General features: G+C 74.3%; 2 protein-coding genes. Both read right to left on the bottom strand.

The window, feature by feature from the left end; all coding sequences use genetic code 11:
• Positions 1–35: 35 nt before the first annotated feature.
• The gene (locus D8M29_RS11210; protein ID WP_127445983.1) at positions 36–1,181 is read right to left on the bottom strand and encodes an LCP family protein; all 1,146 of its coding nucleotides are present in this window, start codon (positions 1,179–1,181) and stop codon (positions 36–38) included.
• Between the two features lie 50 nt (positions 1,182–1,231).
• Positions 1,232–2,042: bifunctional DNA-formamidopyrimidine glycosylase/DNA-(apurinic or apyrimidinic site) lyase (gene mutM, locus D8M29_RS11205; RefSeq protein WP_127445982.1), on the bottom strand; the 811-nt coding region annotated here is incomplete at its 5' end.

The raw sequence follows: 2,042 nt of genomic DNA, 5'->3' as shown, positions 1-2,042 counted from the left end.
AGTGGGAGACGAGCAGGAGGCGGGGGCGGCGCGGCTCAGTCGTCACAGGGGTCCTCCCCGAGGGCGGGTGCGGGCGTGGTGCCGGTCAGCAGGGTCAGCACGGGGGCGGGCCCGCCGGCGGCCTGGGCCTTCTTCCCCTTCGTGGGCTCGTGCTCGTCGACGTAGCGCTGGACGTCGTCGTCGGCGAGGGCGGACCGCAGGTCCGCCAGCTTGTCCTCGTCGAGCTCGACGATGGCGTCGCCGTTCGGGCCCTCCGCGAAGCCCTTGCGAGGCACCGTGAACATCTCGACGTCCTCGCCGCGGACGTCGCGCAGCTGCCACGCGAGCGAGGCGATCACGCCGGACGTGAGCCCCTCGTCCACACCGAGGTGGTCGGAGAACGTGGCGACGACCTCGGTGGTGCGGGCGGGATTGCCCAGGATCTGCGGGCTGAGGAAGCGGTCCATCGCCCCGGCCAGGTAGCGCTGCTGGTTCTTCACGCGGGTGACGTCGCCGTCGTCGAAGGCGTGCCGTTCGCGCACGTAGCGCAGGGCGGCGGTGTCCTGCAGCAGGATGTGTCCGCGCGGGTAGTACGAGGGGTCGGCCTGACCGGAGGAGAAGGCCTGAGGGTTGCAGACCTCGACGCCGCCCAGCGCATTCGTCACGCCCCGGAAGCCCTGGAAGTCGACCTCGAGGACGTGGTGGATCGGCACTCCCAGCAGCAGCTCCACCGTGTCCACGGCGAGGGTGTAGCCGCCCGTGTCGAAGGCCGAGTTGATCTTCGCCTCACCGTGGCCGGGCACGGTGACCCACGAATCCCGCAGCACGGACATGACGTAGACCTGGCGTCGGTCCGCGGGGATGTGCACGAGCATCATGGTGTCCGAACGCTGGCCCATGTCCTGCTCGCCCTCGCCCTCGCGGGAGTCGGAGCCCAGGACGAGCACGTTCAGCGGGCCGTCCCCGGCCGCCTGCTCGAGCGCCCCCACGTCCACCGTCTGCCGGTGGTCGTCGAAGGTGCGCCCGAGCGAGCCCGCGTACCAGGCGCCCAGACCGAGCAGCGCCGCGAGCAGGACGGCGAGCACGCCGACGACCCACGGCCAGCGCCGGCGGCGCCGCGAGACCGGCGGGGCGTCGTCGCGGGGGGACGCGGGACGCGGCAGGGGCTCGGGCGTCCAGGACGCGGCCGGGGGATGGCTCACTCGGGTCTCCTGCTCGAGGTCGGGGGTCAGGCCAGTCTACGGACGCCTCGTCAGGCGTCGGCCGCCACGGCCCGGCGACGGCGCGGCCTGGGCTGGCAGCGCGGGCACAGGTGGCTCGCCCGGTTCATGAACGGCTCGCGGACGATGCGGGAGTCGATCCCCTCGGCGGCGCAGCGGCGACACGGCTGCCCGGTGCGCCCGTAGGCCGCCAGGGAGCGGGCGAAGTAGCCCGATCGCCCGTCCACGTTGACGTAGAGCGCGTCGAAGCTCGTGCCCCCCACCTCCAGGGCCCGGCGCATCACGTCCTGGACGGCCGCCAGGAGGCGCAGCGTGTCCGCCCGGCGCATGCGCTCGGTCGGGCGCTCGGGGTGCAGGCGGGCGCCCCAGAGGGCCTCGTCCGCGTAGATGTTGCCGATCCCGGAGACCAGCGACTGGTCCAGCAGCGCGCGCTTGAGGGTGGAGCGGCGCCGTGCCAGGCGCGCGTGCACGGCCGCGGGGTCGAACAGGGGGTGCAGCGGGTCCAGGGCGATGTGGGCGGCCGTGGTGGGGATCCGCTCGCCGCCGGCGGCGTCGTCGGGCCGCAGCGCGTCGAGCCACCAGCCGCCGAAGATCCGCTGGTCCACGAACCGCAGCTCGCGGGCGGAGCCGTCCGCCGCGGTGACGGGCAGGCGCAGGCGCAGGTGTCGCTGGTCGGCGGCCCCCGGTTCGTCCACGAGGATCTGCCCGCTCATCCCCAGGTGCACGACGACGGCGTCGTCGCCCTCGGCCAGGGGCAGCCAGAGGAACTTGCCGCGGCGAGCCGGCTCGGCCAGCCGGGTGCCGCGCAGCCGCTCCCGGAGGGCGTCCGCACCGCCGGGGCTA

This window comes from Micrococcus sp. HSID17227, assembly GCF_003989405.1.
Lineage (GTDB): Bacteria > Actinomycetota > Actinomycetes > Actinomycetales > Micrococcaceae > Micrococcus > Micrococcus luteus.
The sequence above is the reverse complement of the archived record's forward strand: the minus strand, read 5'-3'. Positions and strand labels throughout refer to the sequence as shown.